The organism is Salinigranum rubrum (genome assembly GCF_002906575.1).
Classification (GTDB): Archaea; Halobacteriota; Halobacteria; order Halobacteriales; family Haloferacaceae; genus Salinigranum; species Salinigranum rubrum.
Window position 1 is genome coordinate 3655444 of sequence record NZ_CP026309.1, and the last position, 21587, is coordinate 3677030.

19 protein-coding genes and 1 pseudogene are annotated in these 21587 nt (G+C 68.3%); 11 read left to right on the forward strand and 9 right to left on the reverse strand.

What is annotated here, in order from left to right; genetic code table 11:
- The first annotated feature begins 234 nt into the window (after positions 1–234).
- The gene (gene truA / locus C2R22_RS17945) at positions 235–1035 is read left to right on the forward strand and encodes a tRNA pseudouridine(38-40) synthase TruA (protein ID WP_103426981.1); all 801 of its coding nucleotides are present in this window, start codon (positions 235–237) and stop codon (positions 1033–1035) included.
- Here the strand turns inward: truA and C2R22_RS17950 are convergent.
- Positions 1032–2335 (reverse strand): annotated as a pseudogene (locus C2R22_RS17950) (M28 family peptidase). The gene truA and the pseudogene C2R22_RS17950 sit on opposite strands and share 4 nt — an antisense overlap.
- A 150-nt stretch (positions 2336–2485) precedes the next feature.
- Between C2R22_RS17950 and C2R22_RS17955 the strand changes: the two are divergent.
- Positions 2486–3337 carry a DUF5806 family protein gene (locus tag C2R22_RS17955; protein WP_245902811.1) on the forward strand — a complete coding sequence of 284 codons (852 nt, stop codon included), beginning with the start codon at positions 2486–2488 and terminating at the stop codon, positions 3335–3337.
- Between the two features lies 1 nt (position 3338).
- Here the strand turns inward: C2R22_RS17955 and C2R22_RS17960 are convergent, their stop codons facing one another.
- Positions 3339–3860, reverse strand: a complete 522-nt coding sequence (locus C2R22_RS17960; RefSeq protein ID WP_103426982.1) for a DUF7529 family protein — start codon at positions 3858–3860, stop codon at positions 3339–3341.
- 95 nt (positions 3861–3955) lie between these two features.
- Between C2R22_RS17960 and C2R22_RS17965 the strand changes: the two genes are divergently transcribed.
- The 5 genes from C2R22_RS17965 to C2R22_RS17985 all read left to right on the forward strand — a co-directional run bounded on the left by C2R22_RS17965 (position 3956) and on the right by C2R22_RS17985 (position 10699).
- Complete coding sequence (locus C2R22_RS17965; protein WP_103426983.1) at positions 3956–6424, forward strand: ABC transporter ATP-binding protein; 2469 nt, start codon at positions 3956–3958, stop codon at positions 6422–6424.
- Positions 6425–6496: 72 nt separating this feature from the next.
- The gene (locus C2R22_RS17970; protein ID WP_103426984.1) at positions 6497–8266 is read left to right on the forward strand and encodes an ABC transporter substrate-binding protein; all 1770 of its coding nucleotides are present in this window, start codon (positions 6497–6499) and stop codon (positions 8264–8266) included.
- A gap of 47 nt (positions 8267–8313) precedes the next feature.
- Entirely contained in the window at positions 8314–9357 is a 1044-nt protein-coding gene (locus C2R22_RS17975) for an ABC transporter permease (protein ID WP_103426985.1), read from the forward strand.
- A 1-nt stretch (position 9358) separates the two neighbouring features.
- Positions 9359–10297: an ABC transporter permease gene (locus C2R22_RS17980; protein ID WP_103426986.1), complete on the forward strand. Its 939-nt coding sequence runs from the start codon at positions 9359–9361 to the stop codon at positions 10295–10297.
- A gap of 6 nt (positions 10298–10303) precedes the next feature.
- Positions 10304–10699, forward strand: a complete 396-nt coding sequence (locus tag C2R22_RS17985; RefSeq protein WP_103426987.1) for a DUF7268 family protein — start codon at positions 10304–10306, stop codon at positions 10697–10699.
- An 18-nt stretch (positions 10700–10717) separates the two neighbouring features.
- Here the strand turns inward: C2R22_RS17985 and C2R22_RS17990 are convergent, their stop codons facing one another.
- Entirely contained in the window at positions 10718–12028 is a 1311-nt protein-coding gene (locus C2R22_RS17990; protein WP_103426988.1) for a dihydroorotase, read from the reverse strand.
- 54 nt (positions 12029–12082) lie between these two features.
- Positions 12083–12823, reverse strand: a complete 741-nt coding sequence (locus tag C2R22_RS17995) for a lipoate--protein ligase family protein (protein ID WP_103426989.1) — start codon at positions 12821–12823, stop codon at positions 12083–12085.
- Between the two features lie 235 nt (positions 12824–13058).
- On the opposite strand from C2R22_RS17995, the gene C2R22_RS26530 reads away from it, so the two are divergent.
- A complete protein-coding gene (locus C2R22_RS26530; RefSeq protein ID WP_103426990.1) occupies positions 13059–13976 on the forward strand; it encodes a hypothetical protein in 918 nt (305 codons plus the stop codon).
- A 67-nt stretch (positions 13977–14043) separates the two neighbouring features.
- Entirely contained in the window at positions 14044–14559 is a 516-nt protein-coding gene (locus C2R22_RS18005) for a PaaI family thioesterase (RefSeq protein WP_103426991.1), read from the forward strand.
- 6 nt (positions 14560–14565) lie between these two features.
- Here the strand turns inward: C2R22_RS18005 and C2R22_RS18010 are convergent, their stop codons facing one another.
- A complete protein-coding gene (locus C2R22_RS18010) occupies positions 14566–15144 on the reverse strand; it encodes a cysteine hydrolase family protein (RefSeq protein ID WP_103426992.1) in 579 nt (192 codons plus the stop codon).
- A gap of 131 nt (positions 15145–15275) precedes the next feature.
- Here C2R22_RS18010 and C2R22_RS18015 point away from each other — a divergent pair, with 131 nt between their 5' ends.
- Entirely contained in the window at positions 15276–16751 is a 1476-nt protein-coding gene (locus C2R22_RS18015; protein ID WP_103426993.1) for an Hvo_1808 family surface protein, read from the forward strand.
- 116 nt (positions 16752–16867) lie between these two features.
- Here the strand turns inward: C2R22_RS18015 and C2R22_RS18020 are convergent, their stop codons facing one another.
- Entirely contained in the window at positions 16868–17584 is a 717-nt protein-coding gene (locus C2R22_RS18020; RefSeq protein ID WP_103426994.1) for a helix-turn-helix domain-containing protein, read from the reverse strand.
- An 84-nt stretch (positions 17585–17668) separates the two neighbouring features.
- Positions 17669–18808 (reverse strand): acyl-CoA dehydrogenase family protein, encoded by a 1140-nt coding sequence (locus tag C2R22_RS18025; protein WP_103426995.1) that lies wholly within the window; start codon positions 18806–18808, stop codon positions 17669–17671.
- 216 nt (positions 18809–19024) lie between these two features.
- On the opposite strand from C2R22_RS18025, the gene C2R22_RS18030 reads away from it, so the two are divergent.
- Positions 19025–20182, forward strand: coding sequence for a nicotinate phosphoribosyltransferase (locus C2R22_RS18030; protein WP_103426996.1), 1158 nt, complete (start codon positions 19025–19027; stop codon positions 20180–20182).
- A gap of 22 nt (positions 20183–20204) precedes the next feature.
- Here the strand turns inward: C2R22_RS18030 and C2R22_RS18035 are convergent, their stop codons facing one another.
- Together C2R22_RS18035 and C2R22_RS18040 are read right to left on the reverse strand one after the other, a co-directional pair.
- Positions 20205–20702, reverse strand: coding sequence for a redoxin domain-containing protein (locus tag C2R22_RS18035; protein WP_103426997.1), 498 nt, complete (start codon positions 20700–20702; stop codon positions 20205–20207).
- Between the two features lie 149 nt (positions 20703–20851).
- Entirely contained in the window at positions 20852–21454 is a 603-nt protein-coding gene (locus C2R22_RS18040; protein ID WP_103426998.1) for a TIGR00296 family protein, read from the reverse strand.
- Positions 21455–21587: the final 133 nt, after the last annotated feature.

The following is a 21587-nucleotide window of genomic DNA, read 5'->3' on the forward strand; positions in this document are numbered from 1 at the left end:
TTCGGTGGCGCGCCGACGGCTGTCGACTCCGCTTCGTCGACCACTGTTGCCGGGACGGACGTACCGAGCGGTGGCGGGTCGCGGCAGGGGTGTGGCCGAAGCGTATCGGTCGCGGGCCGCGACGGGGTGCGGCTTGAAGTACCGACTGGATGAACAGCCACCGATGGTCGAGGACGGAACGAGCACCGCGCGACCGGGGGCGTGTCGGCGATGAGCCACGGTGCCCGAGAGCGGATGCGCGCGTTCCGCGTCGCCTACGACGGGCGGCCGTTCTACGGGTTCCAGCGCCAGCCGACGGTCCCGACCGTCGAGGATGCGCTGCTCGACGCGGTTCGCGCGCTCGGCCTCGCAGACGAGGACGGCCTCCCAGCGGGGTACGCGGCCGCCGGCCGGACCGACGCGGGCGTGTCGGCGCTGGCACAGACCGTCGGCTTCCGCTGTCCGGCGTGGTGCTCGCCCGCGGCGCTGAACAGCGAACTCCCGCCGGAGATACGGGCCTGGGCGCGTGCGAGCGCGCCCGCTGACTTCCACGCGACCCACGACGCGGTCGAGCGGGAGTACACCTACGACCTGTACGCGCCGGAAGTCGACGACGGCCGGGCCGCCGCGGCGCTCTCTCGACTCTGCGGGGAACACGACGTCCACAACCTCACCCCGGACGACGAGGGAACCGTCCGAACGCTCACGGGTTCCGTCGTCCGCGACGGCGACTTCCTCGTGTTCAGGCTCGCCGCACCCGGGTTCGTCCGTCAGCAAGTCCGAAGAACCGTCTCGCTCGTCCACGCAGTCGCGCGGGGCGCACCGCTCGCGGCGGTCGAACGCGTCCTCGCACCGGGACCGGTTCCGGGCGAGGAGGGAGTCCCACCCGCGGCGGCCGAACCGCTCGTCCTCGCGGGCGTCGAGTACCCGGACCTCGACTTCACCGTCGACCGGGAGGCCGCCGAGCGGTCGTGGGCGCTGTTCGACGAACGGGCCGTCGACGGGCGCGTCCGGGCGCGGGTGGCCGGTCGAATCCGGGACGGCCTGGGGACCTAATCCCACTCGTCGGGCCACAGGCCGGCCGCGCGCATCCCCGGCTCGAAGTCGGCGGCGCGGAACGCATCCGCGAGGTCGGCACGGTCGAGTCGCGGCGGGTCGCGCGCGGCGAGTTCGCGGACGCAGAGCGCGGTCAGCATCGCGTGGTCGCGGAGGGTGCGCGGGTCGACCTTGTCGCGGGTGTCGGCGGCCGTGTGCGCCCAGCCCCGGCCGCGCTCGCCGCTGTCGGAGTGTAGTTGCAGGGCCGGCACGCCGCTTCGGACGAACGGCCACTGGTCGCTGAACGGGTGTGGCTCCGTCTTCACCTGAATCGGGTGTCCGGCGGCGTCACCGACCGCCTCGGCGACCGCTTCCGTCTCCGCGGAGGTGTGCGTCATGGCGACGAGGTCGCGGAACCGCCCCGCGCCGTCGACGTTGACCACGGCCGCGGGGTCCAGTCGGGAGGCGAGGTGTTCGGAACCGACCAGGCCGGTCTCCTCACAGCCGACGGCGGCGACGCGTACCCGACAGTCCATCTCGGCGAGGATCCGGCAGGCGGCGACGACGACGGCCACGCCGCAGGCGTTGTCGAGTGCGCCCTCGCCCACGTCGTGGGCGTCGTAGTGGGCGACGAGGAGCAGTTCGTTCTGTTCCCCGTCGGGGCCGAGCGTCCCGACGACGTTCTGGCTCTCGCCGGCCTCGGTCGTCGCCTCGACCGAGAGCCGAACGGTGGCGGCGGTGTCGGTCAGCCACGCCCCCGTCTCCCGTGAGACGCCGACGGCGGGGATTTCTGCCTCGGCGTCGAACCGGAGGCTCCCCGTCGGCGGCAGTTGGCCGGGGACGTGGTTGACGAAGACGAACCCGACCGCCCCCGCGTCGACGGCGCAGCCGTACTTCTCCATGCGGTGGACGAACCGACTCCCGCCGGGCGTGGTGGTGGACGCGACGACGACGCGGCCGTCGACGTCCGCCGCGCTGATTTCGCGGGGCGTTCCGTAGCCGACGTCGACGAGTTCCGCCTCGACGTCGCCCGCGGGGAGTACGGGAGGGCGACGCAGTCGAACTCCCGCCCCGAGTCGGCGAGTTCGAGTCGGCTCGTGCCGCGGGTCCACACCTGCGTCGGGAACGGCTGGAGGGAGACGTCACGGACGCCGCTCCGTTCCAGCGCGCGGGCGACAGTCGACGCCGCCTCCCGCTCTCCCGCCGAGCCACCCAGTCGCGAGCCGATGCGGGAGAGGTCCGTCACCAGCGACCAGGGTTCGTCGTCGGCCCACGCTCGGCCGAGGGCGGCGGCGGTCCGGTCAGAGAGGTCCAGGGTCATGGTCGGGACTGGGGGGCCGGCTGGTTATACTGTCGGGTCGACCGCAGGCCGCCGGGAACCGGCTCCTGTTTCCCGTCGCGTCCGCTTTCCGGCGGACGAGCGTCTGACGCCCCCGACACGCTTTTCGCCCGGCCACGGGTACGAGAGGGCATGAACGACGACCCCGCCGACGACCCGCGCTCGCGGACGGGCGAGGGAGGCGAGACGACCACGAGCGGTGACCGCGGCGAACACGGAGGCGGCGAGGGCGGAGGCGGTGAGAGCGGAGACGACGAACGCGGCGAGCGAGACGGCGCGACCGCCGACGAAAGAGACGGCGTGGCCGCCGGCGGGCCGGAGGCCGACGAAGAAGGGGAAGGGGGCGGGGTCGGGGCGTCGAGCGAGGCGAACGGGACGGAGGACGAGACAACGGAGCGCGAGTCGGGGAGCGACGGCGACGACGAGGAGGCATCGAGCGTCGAATCGGAGACCGCGACCGAATCGGAGACTGACCGACCCCCCGAGGACGTCCGCAAGTACGAGCGGTTCAAGAAGGTCGACGGCGCGCAGTACGACCGCGTCAACGATTTCCTGCGGGAGCGGACGTACATCACCGCCCGCGAGTGGGCCATCGCGCGGCTCTGTGCCGACTTCCGGACCGAGACGGGGGTCGAGATGACGAAGATCGGGAACAACCTCCCCGAACTGGTCCCGTTCATGACCGACACGTACTCGCCGCAGGCGGTCAACCAGGCGCGACACGCCTTCCGCGACAAGGTGAGAAAGTCGGGCGCGACCTTCCTGTACGGCGCGATGTGCGGCTTCTTCACCGCCGAGGAACTGGACGAGTTGATGTACGAGGTGTCGGAAATCGCGAAGTTCCTCCTCGAAGTCGAGGGCGTCGACCTGGCGGTCGCCGAGGAGTTGGAGGCGGAAGAACGCATCTCCAGCGTGATGCGTGAGGTGCGCGAGGCGAGTTCCGAACTGCGGGCGGAGGACCTCGCCGAGGCGTCCGACGACTGAACTAGTTCTCGGGCAGAATCAGTTCGGGCGCTTCCTGGGTGAACACCACGCGGCGGTCGTCCGCGAGCGGCCGGACGAACAGATCGAGCGAGTCGCGTTCGCGCGCCCGCCGTGCCATCTCCTGTGCGTCCGCCGTGCGGTAGTACAGCGGGACCAACACGGCGAGCCCTGCGTCCGAGGCTTCGACGGCGACGACGGCGAAGACGACGCTGCCGGCCTGGGCGCGGTACGCCTCGTAGCTGTCGAACGTCGCGTCCGCCGCCGCCGACTCGACGGCCTCGAACTCGTTGTCGGGAACGAGGACGTCGAGGCCGACCCGGTCGTCGTCGACCGCCTCGCCGCCGCGGGCAGGCGGGAGCGGGGTGACGTCGCCGGGGTGGAGTTCGACGGCGTCCCACCCCGAGTCGCGGTACTCCGTCGCGGTCGCCTCCATGTCGTCGAGAACCGCCTCCCAGCGGTCGACGATGCCGGCGAGCGGGTGGTCTTCGCCACCGCCGACGTCCGTCTGTCCACGTTCGTCCATACCCCACGGTTCGGGGCTCCGTGGGAAAAGGCCGTTCGTTTCCGCATCTCGCCGGGTCAAAAGCTATTTCCGGCGGAGGTAGGGACATGGAAGGTATGTCCCCCGTACTCTCACTGTCGGACCTCCGAACGCAGTTCTCGACGGAGCGGGGCCAGGTCAAGGCGGTCGACGGCGTCTCGCTCGACATCGGGGAGGGCGAGACCGTCGGACTGGTCGGCGAATCGGGGAGCGGCAAGAGCGTGACCGCCCTCTCCGCGATGGGACTCGTCGACGACCCCGGCCGCATCGTCGGCGGCGAGGTGACGCTGCGCTCGCCGTCGCTCGCGGAGACGTTCCGTGAACAGTACGCGAGTCCGAGATTCGTCGACGGCGACCACATCGACCTCACGGCCGCTCCCGAGGAGGCCCTTCGGTCCGTCCGCGGCGGAGAGATGAGCATGATCTTCCAGGACCCGATGACCTCGCTGAACCCGGCGCTCACCGTCGGCGAGCAGGTCGCCGAGTCCCTCCGCCTCCACCAGTACGGCGGCCGCAAGAAGGACTCCTGGCTCAACGCCGTCCGCGAAATCCTCCCGCGACTCGGCTCCGACATCGACCAGGAGGTCGTCGACCGCACCGTGGACGTCCTCTCGGAGGTTGGTATCCCCGAACCGACCTCCCGCGTCGACGAGTACCCCCACGAGTTCTCCGGCGGGATGCGCCAGCGCGTCCTCATCGCCATCGCCCTGGCGTGTCGGCCGAACATCCTGGTGGCGGACGAACCGACCACGGCGCTCGACGTCACGATTCAGGCGCAGATCCTCGACCTCATCAACGACCTCCAGGCGGAACTGGGCATGTCCGTCCTCTTCATCACCCACGACCTCGGCGTCGTCGCCGAGACCTGCGACAGGGTCGCGGTGATGTACGCCGGTGAAATCGTCGAGGAGGGTCCCGTCGAGGAGATATTCGCCAACCCCTCTCATCCCTACACCTACGCGCTCTTGGAGTCGATTCCGACCGAAGCGCGCGAGCGACTCACCCCCATCGAGGGGAACGTGCCCGACCTCATCGACATGCCCGACGGCTGTCACTTCGCGCCGCGGTGTCCGTGGGCGCACGAGGAGTGCCGCGAGGGCGAGATGCCGTACCTCCAGCACGGTCCCGCGGACACCGACCACCGCGCGAAGTGCGTCTTGGAGGAGTTCGACGAGAGCGAGTACGGGGCCGGGAGCGACCTCTCTTCGGAGCGGACCCGACAGGTGGGCGAACCGATGCTCGAAGTCCAGAACCTGAAGAAGCACTTCTCGCGGGCCGAGGGGCTGCTCGACGAGTGGCTGGGGCTCGAAGCGCGAGACGTCAAGGCGGTCGACGGCGTCGACCTCACCGTCTACGAGGGCGAGACGCTCGGCCTCGTCGGGGAGTCGGGGTGCGGGAAGTCGACGACCGGTCGGACCATCCTCCGCCTCCTAGAGGCGACCGAGGGTCGGGTGCTGTTCACCGGGGAGGACCTGACGACGCTGTCGAAGGAGGAACTCCGCGCTCGACGCCGCGACCTCCAGATGATCTTCCAGGATCCGATGTCGTCGCTCGATCCGCGAATGACCGTCGAGGGAATCGTCGCCGAACCGCTCGTCATCCACGACCTGCCCGAGGAGAGCACCGAGAAGTCGCGGCGACAACAGCGCAGAGCGCGCGTGACGGAACTACTGGAGGCCGTCGGTCTCGACCCCGACCAGCGCGACCGCTACCCACACGAACTGTCGGGCGGACAGCGCCAGCGCGTCGGCATCGCCCGCGCGCTCGCGGTCGACCCCGACTTCATCGTCTGTGACGAACCCGTGTCGGCGCTCGACGTGAGCGTCCAGGCGCAGATACTCAACCTCCTCGAAGACCTCCAGGAGGAGTTCGGCCTCACCTTCCTCTTTATCGCCCACGATCTGAGCGTGGTTCGGCACATCTGCGACCGCATCGCCGTCATGTACCTCGGCGAGGTGGTCGAGACGGCGCCGACGGACGAACTGTTCGCGGAGCCGAGACACCCGTACACGCAGGCGCTCCTGTCGGCGATTCCGGTGCCCGACCCCACGGTCGATACCGAGCGGGTCATCCTCGAAGGCGACGTTCCCTCGCCCATCGACCCGCCCTCGGGCTGTCACTTTCGGACCCGGTGCCCGCAGGTCATCCCGCCGGACGACATCGACATCGACCAGGAGGTGTACCGCGACGTCATGACGCTCCGCGAGCGCGTCGCCGACGAGGCCATCGACGTGGAGGCCGCACGGCAGGAGGTCGCAGCAGGAGACGCCACGAACGGGAGCGGGGACGTCGTCGACGTCCTCCGCGAGCGATTCGTCGACGGCGACCTCTCCGGCGAGAACCGTGCGGCCGTCGACAGCGCGCTCGAAGCGGTCGTCGGAGGCGACTTCGACGCGGCTCAAGCGCGGCTCAGAGAGCGCTTCGAGAGCGTCTGTGAGCGCCGCGAACCGGTGCTCGGAGACGAGGCACACCCCGCTGCATGTCACATTTACGACAGTGAAGTCAGGGTGTCCGCGGAGCCGCTGTCGGCTTCGGACCGAGAGTAGCGTCGTCTATTTATTCTTATCGAGACGTTCGTCGTGATAAGCACAAGACTTTACTGTGAACTCAAGTGAAATATGTCTATGCCCCGTAACGTAGACCGACGTACTTTCCTCAAGACCGCCGGCAGCGCCGGGCTCGCGGCGACGCTCGCGGGCTGCTCGGGCGGCGACGGCAACGGGAGTGGTTCCACCGACAGCGGTACCTCCGGGGGAGACGGTACCGACGCCTCCGGCGGAAGCAGTGGCGGTGAGGACACCGAAAGCGGCGGTGGCGGCAGCAGCGACATGAGCGGCACGCTCGTGTACGCCCGTGGCGACCACCCCACGAACTACGACCCCCAGCAGACGACGAGCGGGGAAGTGGCGAAGGTGACGAACCAGATTTTCGACCAGTTGGTCGGCTTCACGCCGGGCAGCGGCGGGCAGCTTCGAGAGGGACTCGCCACCGAGTACTCGCTCGACGGGACGACGGCGACCCTCACCCTGCGAGAGGGCGTGACGTTCCACAACGGCGCCGAGTTCACCGCCGAGGACGTCCGCGCGACCATCCGCCGATTCACCGACTCCGACTACGAGTACTACCTCGGCGACTCGAACCGCTCGGGGTACGGCCCCTTCACCTTCGGAAACTGGGTCGACAGCATCGACGCCTCCAGCGACTACGAGGTGACCATCGAACTCACCCAGCAGTACGCGCCGTTCCTGCGGAACCTGGCGATGTTCGCGGCGGCCATCCTCTCGAAGCAACAGATCGAGTCGCTCGACGACCAGGTCGCGCTCGGCACCAACCCGCAGGGGACGGGCGCGTTCACCTTCGAACAGATCGATAACGGGAACCAGCGCGTCCTCCTCGGGGGCAACGGCGACTACTGGGGCGACGGCCCGAACGTCGAGCAGGTCGTCTTCAAGACCATCGGACAGAATTCGACCCGGGTGCAGGACGTCATCAACGGCAACTCCCACATCACGGACAACCTCGACTCGCAGTCCTCCCAGCAGCTCAGGAACGCCGGCTCCGCGCGCCTCGCCTCGAAGAACGGCATCAACGTCGGCTACATGGCGATGAACATGGCCCGTCGGGAGGAGTTCCAGAACCGGCAGGTCCGACGAGCGGTCTCTCTCGCCGTGAACACACAGGCAATCGTCGACAGCATCTATCAGGGCTTCGCGAGCCTCGCCGACCAGCCCCTCCCGCCGGACGTCCTCGGGTACAACGACGACATCGACCCGTACCCGACCGACAAGGAGCAGGCCCAGTCGCTCCTCGAAGAGGCCGGCTACGGCGACGGCTTCGAGTTCGAGTTGGCGACGTTCTCGAACCCGCGCGGCTACAACCCCAGCCCGGTCGAGACGGCGAACCAGGTCAAATCCGACCTCGAAGAGGTCGGGCTCACGGTGAACATCAACCAGTTCTCGACGTTCTCGTCGTACCTCGACTACACCGACCAGGGCAACCACGACGCGTGTTTCCTCGGCTGGTACACCGACAACGCCGACCCGGACAACTTCCTGTACGTCCTCCTCGACCCGAAGGTCGAGATGAGCGCCGTCCCCGAGGGCCAAGACTGGATCAGCTTCGACACCGAGGGCTACAGCCCCCTGAACGCCGCCGGGTGGGCCAACAGCGAGTTCATGTCCCGGGTGAGAGAGGCCCAACAGAGCTACGACGAGGCCCAGCGCGAACAGCTCTACATGGAGGCGAACCAGATCGCCCACGACGAGGCGCCGTGGGTGTTCATCGACTACGCCCAGACGCTCCGCGGCGTCAACGAGGCCGTCGTCGGGGACAGCTACACCGTCAGCTCCGTCGGTGGACCGTTCCTGAACACGGTGCGGCTGCAGTGACCGAGAGACAGAACGCTTAACGCGAACCCTCCCACACCACTCGTCGCATGGTCTCCAAACGGTTCCTCGTCAAACGCCTGCTCCTCTTAGTGCCGGTGTTGTTCGGCGTGGCGACCCTCGTCTTCGCTATTCTCCAGCTCGCGCCGGGCGACCCCGCGCGGGTCATCGTCGGCCAGCGCGCCTCGGCCGAGCAAGTGGCGCAGGTGCGTGCCGAACTCGGGCTGAACGACCCGCTGTGGGTCCAGTACGTCCGGTTCCTCGGCGACGCGGCGACGTTCGACTTCGGCCAGTCGTACAAGATATCGCAGGGGACGCCCGTCAAACAGGTGCTCATCGACCGGCTACCGGTCACGCTCGAACTCGCCATCTACGGCCAGATAGCCGGCATCCTCCTCGGCATCCCGCTGGGCGTCATCTCGGCGGTGAAACAGGACTCGCTGACCGACCACCTCACCCGAGTCGGCGCGCTCACGGGTATCTCGGTCCCCATCTTCTGGTCGGGACCGCTCCTCATCCTGCTGTTTTCGACCTACCTCGGTGTCCTGCCGACGAGCGGCCGCATCGGGTCGACCATCTTCCTCGCCGAACAGTGGACGTTCGTGGGTCGGGAACTCCCCCTGACGGGGATGGTCACCGTCGACACCCTCCTCCTCGGACGGGTGGACGCGTTCGTCTCGGCGGTCAGGCACCTCTTGCTCCCGATCGTCGTCCTCGGCGTCTACCAGATGGCGCTGCTCTCGCGGATGATGCGCTCGTCGATGCTCGAAGTCGTCAGGCAGGACTACATGCGGACCGCCCGCGCGAAGGGGCAGGGCGCGAAGATAACCGTGATGAAACACGGCTTCCAGAACGCGCTGATCCCCGTCGTCACCGTCATCGGCATCCAGTTCGGGACGCTCCTGGGAGGGGCGGTCCTCACCGAGACCATCTTCGGTATCGGCGGCATCGGCACGATGCTCGTCAGCGCCATCGGTGCCTCCGACTATCCCCTCGTTCAGGGGACCGTCCTCACGTTCGCACTGTTGTTCACGCTGGTGAACTTCGGCGTCGACCTCACTTACAGCTACCTCGACCCGCGGATCAACCAATAGCATGGCGACCGAAACCCACACCACGACCGACGACACGCGCGGCTTCCTCGACCGACTCCTGGCGTCGCCGTTCGTCTCGAACCTGCTCTCGAACCGGCTGGCCGTCGTCGGCCTCAGCATCATCTTCGGGATGCTCCTCGTGGCCGTCGTCGCCCGGGTGACGCTCGACGTGAACGCGCTCGCCTCCTCCCGACTCGGGTCGGGAATCCCGGACCGTCACCCGCCGGGGTGGGCCGGGCCCGCCGCGTGGAACCAGTACCTCTTCGGGACCGACGTCGCCGCCCGCGACATCTTCAAGCGGACGATGTACGGGTCGTGGCTGGCGATGAAGTTCGGCACCATCGCCGTCGGCGCGTCGACGGCGCTGGGAGTGGGACTCGGCATCGTCGCCGCGTACTACGGCGACGTGACGGACAACGTCATCATGCGGACGATGGACGTGTTGCTCGCCTTTCCCTCTCTCCTCTTGGCGCTGGCGCTCGTCGCCATCTTCGGCGCGGGCCTGTGGAAGGCCGTCCTCGCCCTGACGCTCGTCTACACGCCCCGCTTCGCCCGCGTCGTGAGAGGTGCCGCGCTCAAGGTGATGGAGGACGAGTACATCGACGCGACGGTCGCACTCGGCGCGAAGGACCCCCGGGTACTGGTTCGACACGTCCTGCCGAACTGTATCGCGCCCATCACCGTCCAGTCGACGCTCAACTTCGGCCTCGCCATCATCGACCTCGCCGCGCTCTCCTTCCTCGGGTTCGGTGCACAGGCCGGCGCTCCCTCCTGGGGGCTGATGCTCTCGCGCGGCGTCGAGAACGGGCTGTTGACGGGGAAGTGGTGGATGTCGTTCTTCCCGGGGCTGTTCCTCGCCATCACGGTGCTCGGCTTCAACCTCCTGGGCGACGGGATGCGCGACGCGCTCGACCCGCGGATGCGCGAGGCCGTCGACTGACGAGCCGTGTCCTCTTCCCCTCGACCGGGTAGGGCCGACGCCGACGGGTATCGTGAGCCGCCCCCATCGCTCGCAGCACGCGTCCGTCTCGTCGGCGGTGCGCTGCTAACCGGAGTAGGTGTCGGCGTGGTCGGCGTCGGCGTCGGGACGCTCCTCGCCGACCTTCCAACCGCCGCCGACGCGGGCTTCCTCCTCGGAACGGTCGCGTTCGGCTTCGGACTGCTGGGTTGGGCGGGGTCCGCCCTCGCAGGCCCCGGACTCGAAGCGATGCAGTCACACCTCGATACGGCGGGTGGCTGGACCGAGGCCGATTCGAGGAGAGCGATGGCGCGCATCGGGGGGTTCGGCGCGGGCGTGATGCTCGCGGCGATGCTCGTCGGGACGGCACTCGGCTACACGTAACGGAGAGCGGTTCGACGGCTACGTCCGGACGTTCTCGCCCGCCGCCTCGCCGAACCGCTCGTCTCCACCGGAGCGCTCGTAGACGACCCGTCCTCGGACGAGCGTCAGGTCCGGGAACACGCCCGAGAACCCCTCAAACGGCGTCCAGCCGCACTTCGAGTGGAGGTCATCTCCTCTGATGTCTCGGGGAGACTCGGGGTCGACGAGGACGAGGTCGGCGTCGGCGTCGGCCTCGATCCGTCCCTTGTTCGGGAGGCCGAACACGTCGGCGGGGGTCGTCGATGTGAGGTCGCGGACGCGCTCGTACGAGAGGTCGCCGCGGCGGGCCAAGTCGAGCAGCAGCGGGAGCATCGTCTCGACGCCGGGGACGCCGCTCGGTGCGTCCCACAGCCCCTGTTCTTTCTCCTCGACCGTGTGCGGCGCGTGGTCGGTCGCGATCATATCGACGGTGCCGTCCGCGACGCGCTCGAAGACGGCCGCTCGGCGGGCCTCGCTCCGCAGGGGCGGGTTCATCCGGCCGTACGTTCCTAACTCGCTCAGGTCCTCCCGGGAGAGGAGGAGGTGGTGCGGCGACACCTCACAGGTGGCACCGCCCGACGCGGCGGCGTCGATGCCCTCAGGGGTGGAGGTGTGGGCGATGTGAACCCGCGCTCGGGACTCGGCAGCTACGCCGACGGCGCGTTCGACCGCCCGCGCCTCGGCTTCAGCGGTTCGGAAGGCGCTCCAGCGGTCGGCGTCAGCGTCGCGGCCGACGCCGCCGGCGTCACCCTCCCTCGCGGACTCGTCGAACAGCGAGGCGTCCTCGGCGTGGACAGTCACGGGGACGTCGACCTCTGCGGCCCGGGCGACCGCATCGGCGAAGAGGTCGCTCTCGATGCCCATGTCCCCCGTCGAGTCCGCGAGGAACACCTCGCCCAGGGCGAACAGCGGTTTCGAGAGGAGCGAGTCGGGGTCCCACGACTCGGTGACGCCGCCGTTGATGCCGTAGTCGACGAGCGAGTCCGCGGCGAGCGCCTCCTTCTCGTCGAACTGCTCTCCGGTGACCGTCGGTGGGTTCGTGTTCGGCTGATCGACTACCGTGGTGACGCCGCCGGCGGCCGCACTCTTCGACCCGGTCGCCCAGGTCTCCTTGTGTGGATACCCTGGCTGTCGGAAGTGAACGTGGACGTCGATAGCGCCGGGGAGGAGGAGGCGGCCGTCGGCGTCGACCACGTCGTCGTTCGCGCCCGCGTCGAGCGACCCCGCCGCCGCGACCGCCTCGATACGTTCCCCTGTGATACGGACGTCCCGTCGCCGGCCGTCGGCGAGTCTCGCCTCCCGGATGAGCATACCAACTCGTCGCCAGTGCGGCGTCCTAAAGCCCGTGGTCTCGGCCTCGGCCACTCAAGCGACGTCGGAGTCGCGGGCGGCGAGAGAGACGAGGGCGTCGACCGACTCCATCCGAACCAGGGGGTCGTCCTCGGTACCGATGAAAGCGCGTTCGAGCGCGCGGCACGCCCGTTCGGGGTCGCCCGGCCCACCAGCGTCTTCGACCGTCCCGACGGACGCCGGATCGAACGGGACGGCGAGGGCCTCGTACACCGGGGTGAGGAGGTCGACGAGGTCTTCCCTCCCGTTCACGAGGACACAGCCGGCGACGAGCGCCGCGTCCGACTGGACGCGCTGGGCGATGCCCGACACCTTTCCTCCCCCGTTCGCGCCCACGAGTCGGACCGAGTGGTCGCCCGGGCAGAAGGAGTCGGCGGGTTCGCCGCGGTCGGCGTCGACGCCGAGGTCGGAGAGAGCGACGAGGACGCCGTCGACGCCCGCCTCGTACCGCTCGGTGAGCCCACGCCGGGGGTCGTCGAGCGGAATCGCGTGCGCGAACGCGACCGTCGACCCCGTGTAGGCGACGGCGCGGCCACCGACGCTCCGCTCGACGACGGCGTAGCCTCTCTCGCGGGCGGTTCGACGGGCCAGGTCGTAGTCGTCGGCGTGCGTGTCGCGGCGGCCGAACGCGACCTGCCGGTGGGGCGTCCACGCGCGGAACGCCTCCTCGCCCGTCTCTCCGGCGCGAGTCAGCATGGTCGCCGTCGCGGCGCGGTCCTCTGCGGGGGTGGCGGCGCGGCCACGGACGAGTCGCATACGTTCGGGAAGGGGTGAAGGCACCTAACGGTGTCTCTGCGGGGCCGAGATGTCGACCGAAGGCGAGCAGGCGACACGCTCCCGCATCACGGGGCGGTGTGTCGCGCAATCGCTGACGCCCCGTGGCGACTATCAGTGCACGTCGACGACTGGTCGCGGCTTCGTATTTCAACGCTCGCCTGCGGTCGCCGGTGAGAGCCGACGCACTCATACGCTCGTCCTCCCTGCGGTCGGTATGGTAGTCGCGCCGGAGCAGGCGGACGAACGGCAGGTCGCCCTCCCCGCCGCGTCGCTCGACCCGTTCCGTCGGCTCTCGCTGTACAACTCGCCGTACCCGGCGCACGACGCGGGCTGTGCGGTCGACCTCTACCCCGACTCGAACGACGGTATCTCACCGGTGAGCGGAGTGGTCCGGGAGACACGAACCGTGAGAACACCACAGAAGCCGTACGCGGTCGAACACGACCACCTCGTCCTCGTCGACTGCGACGCCGAGTGGTGTGCGGCGGCGGGCCTCGACGTACCCGTGGTCGCGCGCGTCCTCCACATCGAGCCAGGGGTCGAACCCGGCGACCGAGTCGATGTCGGAGAGTCGCTGGGCGAGATGGTGCGCTCGGGCTTTTTCGCCCCCTGGGTCGACAACCACGTCCACCTCGGGTTCAGAGAGGAAGGGCAGAACCTCCAGCGCGCCTCTGGGTCGCTCCCGCTGTCGCTGCCGTTCACGCCGACGCCGCTCGCGTGGGACGGGTGGGGGACGATTGTCGAGACGGGCGAGACGTACGTGGTTCTCGATTCGCCCACGCATCCCGGCGGAGACTGGTGCGGCATCGGCGCGGACCGAGAGGACGGGAGCACGAGTCCGGGCGTCCTCGACGGCGGCCTCCCGCATTACGACGGGGGCGGCCTGCTCGGGGCGTCGGTAGACGGCGAGACACAGCCGACGGGGTCGGTGTCGCTACTCGGAACGGTCGTCGGCGACCGCACCGGTCGGACCGTCACCTGGCGTGACGTGGAGGTCGAAATCGGCGGCGAACGGGCACACGGGCTGTCGCTCTTTCTCGCCCGCGAGGGGCCGGCCGGCGCGAAGGTGGTCTGTCCGGGTCACGGGTTCGAACGAGGCGAGCGGGTACAGACCCGGATTCGGACCCGGTGAGGGGGTTCGGGACGGCGTCCGGTCAGAGACCGACGGGTACAAGCGCGCCGGAGAGAGAAGCCCGCCCGTGACGACCGACGCGTTCCCGCCGACGGTCACCGACCTGTTCGTGGAGTACATCGAGGACCGTCACGGCTACCTCTCGTGGCTCGGCACGCGGATCGACGAGGTCGAGTACGGCCGCGTGGTGATGTCCGTCCCGTTCGACGAGAAGCTGACGAACGACGTCCCCACCGAGGACGGAGGGCACTCCGAAACCCCGCAGGTCCACGGTGGGGTGGCGGCGACGCTCATCGACACGGCCGGGGCGGTCACCCAGCGGACGCTGTTCGACGACCCACTCTCCGGCGGATTGGCCACGGTGAACCTCAACGTGAACTACCTGCGCCCGGCGTCGGGCGACCTGACGGCGACGGCGGAGGTAGTCCGCGCGGGCGGAACCATCGGCGTCTCGACAGTGACGGTCGAGGGGCCGACGCCCGACGGCGACGGCCGGCACCCGGTCGCGACCGGGCAGGTGGCGTACCGGCTCTTCCGGGACGAGGGAGAGAGCGACGACGGGGACGAGGCTGCCGACGACTGACGCCGGTCAGTCGAACGCCACCTCGTCGACGGTCGTCGTCTCGCCGAACAGCCAGTCCGCGTGGTCGAGCGCGTACTCTCTGTGTTCTTCCTCCAGATACCCGACCGCGTCGCGGACGAGGACCGGTTTGAAGTCGCGCAGGCCGGCGCTCCCCGCCGTGTGGAGGACGCAGACGTTCGCGAGCGTGCCGCAGATGAGTAAGTCGTCGACGCCGTGCGCGCGGAGCCACCCCTCCAGTTGGGTCCGATAGAACGCGTCGTAGGTGTGTTTCTCGACGACGAGGTCCTCCTCGCGGACGTCGAGTTCCTCGACGAGTTCGGCGTCCCACGTCCCCTCGACGACGTGTTCGCCCCAGCGGTCGAACTCGTCGTAGTAGTGGTTGTTCTCGAACTGCTCGGGCGGGTGGACGTCGCGGGTGTAGACGGCGTGTGCGCCCGCCTCCCGGGCGCGGGCGACGAGGTCCGTCACCGGTTCGACGGCGTCGCCGCTCGGCGGCGCGTAGAGGCTCCCCTCGGGGTGACAGAAGCCGTTCTGCATGTCGACCACGACGACCGCCGTTCGGGTGGGTTCGAACGTCTCGGGCATAGATTCGGGTACGGTCGGCGGCGGTAAAGGCACGGCGGCGAGCGCGGTGCAGCGTGTGGTCCCGGAGCGTCCGGAGCGCGTGGTCGACGCCCCCTGACAAGGTTCTTCAGGGTCGGCCCCCTGGTCCGGGTATGAGACGGTTGCAGTTCTCGTCCCTCCTCGTCGTCGTGCTCGTGGTGCTCGCGGGCTGTGCGGCGCCCTTCGCGGATGGGCCGCCGCCCGCCGGAGCGGGAAGCGGCGAGGGCGGGGGCGAGCAGGCGGACGCGAACGGCGGAGGGAGTGGAGCGAACGGGTTCGATTTCGCCGACCCGTCACAGGATAGACTCGGCTGGGAGGCCGGCTACTGGCACAACGAGTCGATCGACGTCAACCAGTCGGACGGGCTCTCCGACGCCGAGATGGACGCCTTCGTCGGGCGGTCGATGGCGCGCGTCGAGTACATTCGAGGCCTGGAGTTCGACTCGGAGGTGCCCGTCGAGGTCATCGCCCGCTCGGAGTACCGCAACGGGTCGTCGGAGGTGCCGACGCCCGCGGAGGACGACTTCGCCGCCTGGAACAACCAGGTGTGGGAGGCGCTCTTCATCACGGGTGAGGACACGAACGTCCAGCAGGCGCTTTCGGACACGCAGAGCAGTTCCGTCGTCGGGTTCTACGCGCCCGCCGACGACGAGATCAAGATCATCACCGAGACGCCCGAGGAACCGGTGTTGCGCAACGCGACGCTCATCCACGAACTCGTCCACGCCCTCCAGGACCAGCGGTTCGACCTCACCAACGAGCGTTACCGCGGCGCGACGCAGGACGGCGACCTCGCTATCGACGGCCTCGTCGAGGGTGACGCGAACTACGTCGAAGACCAGTACGTGCAGCGGTGTGCGAGCGGCGAGTGGGAGTGCGTCCCGACGCCCGCACAGGGCGGTGGCTCGGACGGTCCGGCACCGAACCTCGGCATCCTACTCACGGTGTTTCAGCCGTACTCGGACGGCCCGGTGTACGTCTCCTCGCTCAGAGACCGAGGTGGCTGGGAGAGGGTCAACGACGCGTTCGACTCGCCGCCGGCGTCGACCGAACAGATCATCCACGTCACCGACGAGGAACCGGTCCCCATCGAGTTCCGTGACCGCGCGCGGAACGGGTGGGCGCTCTACCCCGACCAGGGCGTCGACGGCTCCGACACGGTGGGGGAGGCGTCCATCTTCGCGATGTTCTGGGCACAGGCGCGGTCGGGCGCCGACACCATCAACCCCCGCGGACTGTTCGAGACCGACAGTCCCTACGACACGTACAACTACGCCGCCGAGCCCTCGGCGGGGTGGGCCAACGACCGCGTCTTCCCGTACCACAAGGGGTCGGGCCCGAGAGCCGAGTACGGCTACGTCTGGGTGACCGAGTGGGACACAGAAGAGGACGCCCGGGAGTTCCTCGGCGCGTATCGCGCCATCCTCCGCGCGCAGGGCGGGAGCCAGCAGGCGTCGAACTCGAACGTCTGGGTCGTCTCGGAGGGGCCGTACGAAGACGCCTTCCGCGTCACCCGCTCGGGAACCCGGGTCGTCATCGTCAACGCGCCGACGGCAGAGGACCTGAACGACGTGCGACCGCGGGGGTAGACTCCTCGGACGTGAACGGTCCCCAACGCACTGTGGGGGTCGCGACGGGAGCGACCCCGCTGGGGTCCGCAGGCAGAGAGGATAGCACCCACGGCGAACCCACACCGGACGGGAAGTCACCTAAGCCGGAGTTGTCCGAGGAGAATCGACTCTACCTTATGCAGGTGTTCGTGCAGCGTCGACGTGGTTACACACAGTTCGTCCGCTAACTCGCCGGCCGACGCTCCCTTCGGATACTCGTAGTATCCTCTCTCGCGAGCGAGTTGAAAGACCTCCAACTGTCGCTTCGTGAGCCGGTCGACCGGCAGCGTCGTCACCGCGTTCTGACGACTCGCTTGCGTCATGCTCCGGACGTTGATCTCCGCATCCATCTCCTCGCGGACGTCCGCGAACTTCTCCTGGACGGTCTCCCGCCCGTGGTTGGTGGCGAGTTCCCAGTACTCGCGTCCGTCCCGAATGTCGATCGGACCGGTACAGACGAACCCTCGAGACGTCAACGGTTGACTGATCTGTTTGTTCCCGTCGTGAACGACCAGTAGCTCCCGCGTCGCGTTCCCCGGTTTCGAGAGACCGGTCTGTCGGAACACCGACGCCATCTCCGAAACCGAGTGGACGTGCTCCGACTCCGCGATCGCCTCGACACCTCTCGAAATCGTCTCCTGTTCGTCCGCGTAGACCGTAAAGAGCGTCGCGACTTCCTCACCGGTCGTGTAGATTCCGTAGCCGAGTAGCCCGACGTCGAGTCGCTCCGTGACCTCGATCTCCCAGCAGTCGGGGTACCAGAGGTCGATCGACACGTGGAGCGCGTCGGCGAATCGTTCGGAGGCCGTCATCACTGAGAGTCGCTCCTGATTCTGGCAACGCTCACCAGCAAAGTAACTGTTCACCCGACCGGTCTGTCGACGGGCCGGTTTCGTTCACGTGCTGTGTCGCTCGAACACCGCATCGGCGAGCGTGTTCTCGTGGCCTTCGTTCGGACCGCCCGCGATGGTGAGGAGTTTCGCATCGCGCAGGTATCGTTCGACGTGGTGTTCGGTCGTGTATCCCATCCCGCCGTGGAGTTGAATCGCGTCGGTGGCGTTGTCGACCGCGGCCTGTGTCGCGTTGATCTTCGCCATACTGAACTCACGGACCACATCGTGTCCGCGTTCGGCCCGGTCGGCGGCGCGAAGCGTGAGCAGCCGCGCAGCATCGACGCGCTCGGCCATCTCGCCGACCGTCCAGCGTACGCCCTGAAAGTCGCCGATGTGCTGACCGTACTGCTCGCGGGCACTCGTGTAGGCGACGGTGTCTTCGAGGGCCGCACGAGCGATGCCGACACCGCGGGCCGGGACGTTCACGCCGGAGTGAACCGCTCGGCGCTGGACGTACCCCTCGCCCTCGTCACCGACGAGCCGATCCTCGGGAACGCGGACGTCGTCGAGGGAGACGCGGGGGGACTTGACGCTTCTCGCACCCAGTGTCTCCCACACCTCCTCGACTTCGAACTCCTCGGTCGGAACGAGGAACGCGCTGATGTTGTGCGGTTCGTCCCGGTCGGGACCGCTCTTCGCGTACGTGAGGACGTAGTCGGCGTCGAGGAAGTTGGTTACCCACTGCTTGTGGCCGTCGAGAACCCACTCGTTCCCGTCTCGCTCCGCAGTGGTTTCCATCTCCAGTTTGTTGCTACCCGCGTTCGCTTCGCTGAGGCCGAGCGCACCGACCGTGTCGAACGCCGCCATCTCGGGGAGGAACTCGTCGCGTTGCTCCTCGGTCCCGAACCGTTCGACGACGGTCGCGACACCGAGGTGTAGCCCGACGGTGCTGGCGACCGACATGAGTGCGGCCGAGAGTTCCTCGATCATCAGGGCGAGTTCGACGAGTCCCTCCCCGCGTCCGCCGTACGCTTCAGGGAGGGTCAGTCCGGTGAGACGGCGCTCGCCGAGTTCGTCGAGGATATCGGTTGGGTACACCTCCTGTCGGTCGAGTTCGATCGCCCGGGGCTCGATTTCGTATTCCGCAAACTCCCGGACTTCGTTCCGGATCGACTGCTGGGTCGTCGTCAGCTCGAACCTCATGCGTGAAAGGACGTGGCGTGGACGGAGTAAATACAGAGCCTGCTATAGAAGGTGCTCGCGCTGTCGTCGCTGTGTACGGGGCCTGTCCCCCGAACGGGAGCAGGGTCACCCACGAACCTCTCGAAGGGCGGCACACCGCCACAGTCGAAGACGATTCCTCTTCGAACCCGACGACCGAACGAGTGTTTTTTTCACGCCCCGATGGCAACGACGCGTATGACCGACTTCGACATCGTCGGCGCCGACGCGATTGCCGAGGGGCGGGCGACCGACGCGTACTTCGAGCGCACGGAGGAGACGCTCGAAGCCGCCGGACGCAACCCGGCCGTCGTCGCGGAGGTGACGGCAGACCAGTTCTCGGAGGGACGGTACGAACTCCTCGCGGGCGTGAAGGACGCGGCGCACCTCCTCTCGGGGCTGCCGGTCGACGTCGATTCGATTCCCGAAGGACGGCTGTTCGACGGCGGCCCGGTGATGCGCATCTCGGGGAACTATCTCGACTTCGCCCGGTACGAGACCGCTCTCTTGGGCTTTCTGAGCCACGCCAGCGGCGTCGCCACCGCCGCGCTCGACGTTCGAACTGCCGCACCCGACTCGCTGGTGCTCTCGTTCGGGGCGCGACACGTCCACCCCTCCATCGCCGCGATGGTCGAGCGGTCGGCCCTCGTCGCCGGCCTCGACGGCTTCTCACACGTCGCCGCCGGCGAAGTCCTCGGGCGGGAGGCGTCGGGGACGATGCCGCACGCGCTCGTCATCTGTTTCGGCCCCGGGAATCAGGAGTCGGCGTGGCGGGCGTTCGACGAAACCGTCGACGAGAGCGTCCCGAGAGTCGCGCTGTGTGACACCTACAGCGACGAAGTCGACGAGGTGTTGCGGGCCGCCGAGAGCATGGACCGTCTCGACAGCGTCCGTCTCGACACCACCGCTTCGAGGCGAGGCGACTTCCGACACATCCTCCGGGAGGTCCGGTGGGCCCTCGACAGCGAGGGGTACGACGAGGTGGAGATATTCGCCAGCGGCGGCCTCGGCCCCGCGGATCTCCGCGGACTCCGCGACGTCGCCGACGGCTTCGGCGTCGGCGGCTACGTCTCGAACGCCGACCCCGTCGACTTCGCGCTCGACATCGTCGAAGTCGAGGGGGAAGCGGGCGCGAAGCGGGGGAAACTCGGCGGGGTCAAAGAGGTGTACCGGACCCGGGACGGGGGACACGAGATTCGAAGACGGGACGAACCGGCACCCGAGGGAGGCGAAGCCCTGCTGGAGCCGCTGATTCGAGGGGGGGAACTCGTCGACGGCATCGACCTGTATCTCGACGCGGCCGCCGCACGGGCCGAAGCCGACGCGGAGTTGTGCGGCTACGGCGCCGATCCGTGAGAGAGCCGTCGGCGCGACCCGTTCACGCCTCGGCGAGGTCCGCGACGACGTCGCCGAGGTCCGCGACGAACGCCTCGAAGTCGACGTCGCCCTCGCCCTCGACCCACGTGTGTCTGATCGTCCCCTCGCTGTCGAGGACGAAGACGCTCCGTTCTGCGACTTCGAGCATGCCGTACATGTCTTCGCGGACGACGCCGTAGGTGTGGATGACCTCGTGGTCCCAGTCCGACAGCATCGGGAAGTCGAACCCCTCCTGTCGCATCCAGATGTTCTGCGAGAAGGGGAGGTCGACGCTGATGCCGTACACCTGCGCGTCGACAGCGTTGAACAGGCTCATCGAGTCCCGGAACGCGCACATCTCCGCCGTACAGCCGCGGGTGAACGCCGCGGGGTAGAAGGCGAGGACGATGGGGCCGTCGCCGAAGGCGTCAGAGAGCGTGAACGCCTCGAAGTCGTTGTACGCGGCCCCGCCCGCCTTGGGGAGCGTGAAGTCCGGAGCGGTGTCGCCGGCTGTGAGCATACCGGTCCGTCGCTCGCGGAGTACAAGTACCCGTGGGCCTCGCCACGCTCAGTCCGATGCGCCGTGTGCCGGAGACACGAACCGGGCGCGGATGTGATGGAGGCCTCTAAAACCCGGATCGATCCGACGTCGCAGGAGAACGGTCGTCGCTACAGCTCTTCGATACTGCCGCCGTCGTCGCGCTCGCGGAACACCTGTCCCTCGAACAGCGTGATCATCGCGTCGTCGGTCTGCCAGGCGAACGGCGAGAGCTTGGCCTTGCGGCAGACGCGGGTCAGATACTCCTCTTTCGACCAGTCGTTCTCGACGGGGATGGTGGGGTAGAGCCAGCCGTGTTTCCCGCCGCTGTCGACGGCGACGCCGTGGCGGCCCAGCTCGAGGTCGGAGAGCGGGTCGTTGGTGAGAAGGTGGTTACAGACGATGCAGACGGAGATGTTCAGATGGGGTAGTTCCTGGGCTTCGATTTCGGAGCCACAGGAATCGCCCGACGCGGCTTGAATCGCCGCGTCGACGATGGCGTGCCCAAGTTGGTCCTTGCCCCGATACGCCCCGGCACAGCCACGGAGTCGGCCTCGTCCACGTGTGGACTGGAGACGAACGAAGGCACCGGTTCGCGCGTAGAAGGCGTCTCGCATGCTCCCCGGTTGTTCTCGTTGGCCGTGCAAAACGTACGATTCGACGGATTCTCGGGCCAGTTCGACCGCACGCGCCCCATCCTCGTATGAAAGGCGAACGGTCTGCGCCTCCGACATACACCGAAGGAGGGTGCCTGACGACTTGAACCCTTCCTTTCACACAAGAAGAATCGTGAGGGTTTATTTCAGCCTCCTGTGCCCCGAGCATGTGTCGCTATCGGTTCGCGTTCGGAGCCCGGTAGCGGACATC

Coding starts and splice junctions, on each gene's coding strand:
- C2R22_RS18040 (WP_103426998.1), bottom strand. CDS start 21,454: ATGTCGGAGGCGCAGACCGTTCGCCTTTCATACGAGGATGGGGCGCGT.
- C2R22_RS18030 (WP_103426996.1), top strand. CDS start 19,025: ATGACCGACTTCGACATCGTCGGCGCCGACGCGATTGCCGAGGGGCGG.
- C2R22_RS17970 (WP_103426984.1), top strand. CDS start 6,497: ATGTCTATGCCCCGTAACGTAGACCGACGTACTTTCCTCAAGACCGCC.
- C2R22_RS18010 (WP_103426992.1), bottom strand. CDS start 15,144: ATGCCCGAGACGTTCGAACCCACCCGAACGGCGGTCGTCGTGGTCGAC.
- C2R22_RS17975 (WP_103426985.1), top strand. CDS start 8,314: ATGGTCTCCAAACGGTTCCTCGTCAAACGCCTGCTCCTCTTAGTGCCG.
- C2R22_RS18025 (WP_103426995.1), bottom strand. CDS start 18,808: ATGAGGTTCGAGCTGACGACGACCCAGCAGTCGATCCGGAACGAAGTC.
- C2R22_RS17965 (WP_103426983.1), top strand. CDS start 3,956: ATGTCCCCCGTACTCTCACTGTCGGACCTCCGAACGCAGTTCTCGACG.
- C2R22_RS17980 (WP_103426986.1), top strand. CDS start 9,359: ATGGCGACCGAAACCCACACCACGACCGACGACACGCGCGGCTTCCTC.
- C2R22_RS18015 (WP_103426993.1), top strand. CDS start 15,276: ATGAGACGGTTGCAGTTCTCGTCCCTCCTCGTCGTCGTGCTCGTGGTG.
- truA (WP_103426981.1), top strand. CDS start 235: ATGCGCGCGTTCCGCGTCGCCTACGACGGGCGGCCGTTCTACGGGTTC.
- C2R22_RS17990 (WP_103426988.1), bottom strand. CDS start 12,028: ATGCTCATCCGGGAGGCGAGACTCGCCGACGGCCGGCGACGGGACGTC.
- C2R22_RS18020 (WP_103426994.1), bottom strand. CDS start 17,584: ATGACGGCCTCCGAACGATTCGCCGACGCGCTCCACGTGTCGATCGAC.
- C2R22_RS17960 (WP_103426982.1), bottom strand. CDS start 3,860: ATGGACGAACGTGGACAGACGGACGTCGGCGGTGGCGAAGACCACCCG.
- C2R22_RS17955 (WP_245902811.1), top strand. CDS start 2,486: ATGAACGACGACCCCGCCGACGACCCGCGCTCGCGGACGGGCGAGGGA.
- C2R22_RS18035 (WP_103426997.1), bottom strand. CDS start 20,702: ATGCTCACAGCCGGCGACACCGCTCCGGACTTCACGCTCCCCAAGGCG.
- C2R22_RS26530 (WP_103426990.1), top strand. CDS start 13,059: ATGGTAGTCGCGCCGGAGCAGGCGGACGAACGGCAGGTCGCCCTCCCC.
- C2R22_RS17995 (WP_103426989.1), bottom strand. CDS start 12,823: ATGCGACTCGTCCGTGGCCGCGCCGCCACCCCCGCAGAGGACCGCGCC.